Source organism: Streptomyces corynorhini (assembly GCF_003346515.1).
GTDB classification, from domain to species: Bacteria; Actinomycetota; Actinomycetes; order Streptomycetales; family Streptomycetaceae; genus Streptomyces; species Streptomyces corynorhini.
The window spans coordinates 1-4,358 of record NZ_QQNA01000325.1 but is presented as its reverse complement, the minus strand read 5'-3'; the positions used below and the strand labels follow the sequence as shown (position 1 = coordinate 4,358).

Here is a 4,358-nt window from a genome sequence, read left to right as displayed (position 1 = left end):
CCGACCGCGATGCAGCTGCGCCTCCGACGCCCGGCGCAGCTGCATCGCGGTCGGGGCGGTGGGGAGGGGCGCTGCCGGGTCGCCCGGTGCGCGGAACGCCTCCAGCTGGTACGCGAGGAGCCGGCGCCACGCGTGCGGCGCCGCCTCCCGGGTGACGCGCAGGATCGCCCCGGTGGCCATCAGGAGCAGCGCGATGTCCTCCAGGACGAAGTCGTCCCGCAGCGAACCGTCCTCCTGGGCCCGCCGGATGACCGTGCCGAGGCTCTCGCGCAGCCGCTCGCGGTGCGCCGACACCTCCGTCGCGACGGGCAGCGCCATGATGACGGCGCTGGTGAAGCCCTGGTTCTCGGCCTGGACGGCGCAGAAGTACTCGACGCAGTCGCGGAACCCGGTCCAGGCGTCCGGCGCGCGGGACGCCGCCTCGGTGGCGTCGGCGATCTCGGCGAGCTTCGCCTCGTAGGTCGCCGCGACGAGTTCCTCGCGCGTCGGGAAGCGGCGGTAGAGCGTCGCGATACCCACGCCCGCGCGCTCGGCGATGTTCTCCAGCGGACTGTCGATGCCGTTCTCCGCGAAGACGCTCCGCGCCGCCTCGACCAGCCGGGCGCGGTTGCGCTCGGCGTCGGCCCGCAGCGCGCGCGAGGGGGCGGCTCCGGCCTCGCCGGACGTCTGATGCTGGGAACTCATCGGTCCATGCTACGTCCCGGAGTGTCACCTCCGTTTTACACCACTCCCGCGAGGGGCGGGAGCGGCATTCCTCCCTTCTGGTACGGAAGTTCACCTTCTGTCGCGCGGAGTGACCGTCTTGTATCGGAGGTGATCCTCCGTTTGTGTTAAGTTGCCTTGGGCAATCAGGCGATTGTCAGGTGGAGTGAGAGGGTGACGATGAGTACGACTTCATCACCGGCCGGAGCGGGGGAGACCCGTGCTCCCGCCGACGGCGATGTCCCGATGGAGCACCGGCAGATCATGTCGGCGCTGGGCGGGCTGCTGCTCGGCATGTTCGTGGCGATGATCTCGTCCACGATCGTCACCAATGCCCTGCCGAAGATCATTTCTGATCTGGACGCCGGTCAGAACGCTTACACCTGGGTGGTGACCGCCGCGCTGCTCGCGATGACCGCCTCCACGCCGCTGTGGGGCAAGCTCGCGGACCTGGTCAGCAAGAAGATGCTGGTCCAGCTAGCGCTGGTGATCTTCTTGGCCGCCTCGCTGGGTGCCGGGCTGTCCCAGAACGTCGGAACGCTGATCTTCTTCCGGGCGCTCCAGGGCATCGGCACCGGCGGTCTGACGGCTCTGGTACAGATCGTCATGGCCGCCCTGATCTCACCGCGTGAGCGGGGCCGTTACAGCGGATACATCGGCGCGACCATCGCCGTCGCCACCGTGGCCGGACCGCTGATGGGCGGCGCCATCGTGGACGCGAGCTGGCTCGGCTGGCGCTGGTGCTTCTACATCGGGGTGCCGTTCGCGGCCATCGCCTTCGCCGTGGTGCAGCGCACGCTGCGGCTGCCCGTGGTCAAGCGGGACGTCAAGGTGGACTGGGCGGGCGCCTTCTTCATGAGCGCCGCCGTCAGTCTGCTGCTGATCTGGGTCACGTTCGCGGGCGACAAGTTCGACTGGGCCTCGTGGCAGACCGCCGTCATGACCGGCGGCGCGCTGCTGCTCGGTCTGGTCTTCGTCCTGGTGGAGACCCGGGCGAGCGAGCCGATCATTCCGCTGCGGCTCTTCCGCAACGCGACGATCACCCTGGCCTCCGTCGCCAGTCTCTTCGTCGGCGTCGGGATGTTCGCCGGCAGCATCTTCCTGAGCCAGTACTTCCAGATGGCACGCGGCGAGACGCCGACCATGGCCGGCCTCATGACCATCCCGCTGATCGGCGGGCTCGCCCTCTCCTCCACGTTCTCCGGTCTGATCATCACCAGGACCGGCCAGTGGAAGATCTGGCTCGTCTCCGGGGGTGCGCTCGTCACCGCCGGTCTGGGCCTGCTGGGCACCATCCGCGTCGACACGCCGTACTGGCGCACGGCGTGCTTCATGGCGCTCGTGGGCCTGGGCGTCGGCATGATGATGCAGAACCTCGTGCTCGCCACCCAGAACCAGGTCGATCAGCGCGATCTCGGCGCGGCGAGTTCGACGGTCAGCTTCTTCCGCTCGCTCGGCGGCGCCGCCGGTGTCGCGGCGCTGGGCGCGATGCTCGGTACCCGGGTCACGCACTACATGGCGGACGGGCTGAAGGGACTCGGCGTCACCGGCACCGGATCCGCCGGCGGCTCGATCCCCGACCTCGACGCGCTTCCGGCCCCGGTGCGCGCCGTCGTGGAGAGCGCGTACGGGCACGGTGTCGCGGACACCTTCCTGTACGCGGCGCCGCTGTCCCTCGTGGCCCTCGTGCTGGTGCTGTTCATCAAGGAGGTGCCGCTGCGCGGCGGCACCGGACAGGCCGCCGCGGTGCGCAAGGGCGAACCGGCCCCGGCCCCGGCGCAGGCCGAGGAGCCGCAGCCCCAGCGGTAGCGGTAGCGATGCTCGCGGACGTACGGCAGCCGGCAGAGCCGCGTACCCGGCCGCGGGGGTTCCTGAATCCCCGCGGCCGGTGATCCCGTCGGACGCCTCTGCTTCGGCCGCAGGCCCCCGCGCCTGACGGCGAGGTCGGCACCGGCTGTCTTCGGGGCGCGGGTTCCTCGGGCCGCGGGCGTCAGGCGGGGCCGCGGGTTCCTCGGGGCGTGGGCGTCAGGCCGGGCGGTGGGCGATGACGCCGAACATCGTCACCGACATGTGCACGCCACCGCGCTCGGCGGCTTCGGCGAGGTCGGCGTGGAGCCGGTCCCGCTGCGGCTCGGTGATCAGGCCGCGCCGCAGCGCCGTCGAGCTGAGAACGCCGATGAACGACAGGTCGAGGCTCCGGTGGTCCTGGATCAGGGCCTGGGAGCCCAGGTCGTGGATCTCCAGTCCCGCCGCCGCCAGTTGGCCCGCCAGCTTGCGTCCCGCGTACGGGTTGGCCGCCGCCGTGAGCGCGCCGCCGGTCAGTGCCGCGACCACCTCGGGCTCGCCCGGGTACAGGATCGATGTCGCCCAGTCGGTGTCCAGCAGCGCGACCCGGCCGCCCGGCCGCAGCACCCGCGCGATCTCCGCCGCCGCCCGCTCCGGCTCCGCGAGATGCTGGAACACCCGCTCGCACCAGACGACATCGGCCTCCGCGTCCGCCACCGGCAGCGCGAGCGCGTCGCCCGCCACGAAGCGGACCGCGCCGCCCGCCACGAAGCGGACCGCGTCGCCCGCCTCCCGCGCCCGCCGCTCCGCGACGGCCCGCAGCCCGGGATGGGGCTCCACCCCGAGCGCCCGGCCGTGCGGCGCCACGGCGGACGCGAGCGTCAGGGTCTCCGACCCCGTACCCGCCCCGATGTCGACCGCCCGCTCGCCGGGCCGCGCCGCCAGAGCATCGTGCGCCCAGGCGCGCAGCCGCCGCACCCCCGCACTCGATGCCTGCGAGTCCAGCGCGCCGACCAGCCGGTCGGTGTCGGACGTACGGACGTTGGCCGCGTGGAAGGCCGAAGTCGGCCGCTGTGAAGCCCCCATGGGGAGCACTGTAACGACGCGCTCGCGGTCCCGGGCGGGTTCGCCGCCAAGTCCGAACGCCTGGACCTCGACGATCTCCAGAGCACACGCGACTACCGGCCCAAGCGCGCCTACGCGCGGTCGAAGCTGGCCCAGATCCTCTTCGCCTTCGAACTCGACCGCCGTCTGCGAGCCGTCGGCAGCACGACGCTGAGCGTGGTCGTTCATCCCGGCGGCGCGCTCGACTCCCTCACGCCGTCGCGCCCGCACTTCCCTGCCCTGACCACCGGTGAGCGGCTGCTCCATCTGCCGCTCGGCCTTCTCGTCCAGGGCAAGGACGCTGCCGCATGGCCCGCGGTCCGGGCCGTGCTCGACCCGGACGTCCGCGGCGGCCAGCTGTGGAGCCCTCGACAGTTCGGGCTGCGCGGTACGCCCAGGACCGAACCCTCTGGAACCACCTCGCCGACACCACGACCGCGGCACGCCTCTGGGCGGCCAGCCGCGACCTGACCTGCAACGAACCGACGTTCCCGGCTCCTGCAGGGCTCCGGGGTCGCTGCCACGGTTCAGAGGCCCCGCCCTATCGGAAAGGGTTGCTCTGAGAACAGTTCCGATATATCGTTGAGGCATCGCGACAGATCAACGATAGAAGGGAGCGTAGCGATGCGTTCACATGGACACGAACATGGACAGGGTGCCGGTCACCATGGACCCGGGCAGTACGGCCGGGGCGGCTTCGAGGGGCGGCGTGGGGCCTTCGGGCCGTTCGGGCCGCCGTTCGGCGGTCCCTTCGGTGGGGGTGGCCG

3 protein-coding genes and 1 pseudogene are annotated in these 4,358 nt (G+C 71.7%); 2 read left to right on the top strand and 2 right to left on the bottom strand.

The features are described from left to right. On the bottom strand, positions 1–684 hold a 684-nt coding region (locus DVH02_RS30875; protein ID WP_147286172.1), incomplete at its 3' end, for a TetR/AcrR family transcriptional regulator. Positions 685–948: 264 nt separating this feature from the next. On the opposite strand from DVH02_RS30875, the gene DVH02_RS30870 reads away from it, so the two are divergent. Next, positions 949–2,511 (top strand): MDR family MFS transporter, encoded by a 1,563-nt coding sequence (locus tag DVH02_RS30870; RefSeq protein WP_114627149.1) that lies wholly within the window; start codon positions 949–951, stop codon positions 2,509–2,511. Between the two features lie 216 nt (positions 2,512–2,727). On the opposite strand, the gene DVH02_RS30865 is transcribed toward DVH02_RS30870, so the two are convergent. Continuing rightward, positions 2,728–3,573 carry a methyltransferase domain-containing protein gene (locus DVH02_RS30865; protein WP_114627148.1) on the bottom strand — a complete coding sequence of 282 codons (846 nt, stop codon included), beginning with the start codon at positions 3,571–3,573 and terminating at the stop codon, positions 2,728–2,730. A 33-nt stretch (positions 3,574–3,606) separates the two neighbouring features. On the opposite strand from DVH02_RS30865, the pseudogene DVH02_RS30860 reads away from it, so the two are divergent. Further along, positions 3,607–4,154: pseudogene (locus DVH02_RS30860) on the top strand (hypothetical protein); the annotation flags it as partial. Between the last annotated feature and the right edge of the window lie 204 nt (positions 4,155–4,358).

Bases quoted from the DNA above. Each gene is read 5' to 3' on its own strand.
- DVH02_RS30870 (WP_114627149.1), top strand. From the start codon at position 949: ATGGAGCACCGGCAGATCATGTCGGCGCTGGGCGGGCTGCTGCTCGGC.
- DVH02_RS30865 (WP_114627148.1), bottom strand. From the start codon at position 3,573: ATGGGGGCTTCACAGCGGCCGACTTCGGCCTTCCACGCGGCCAACGTC.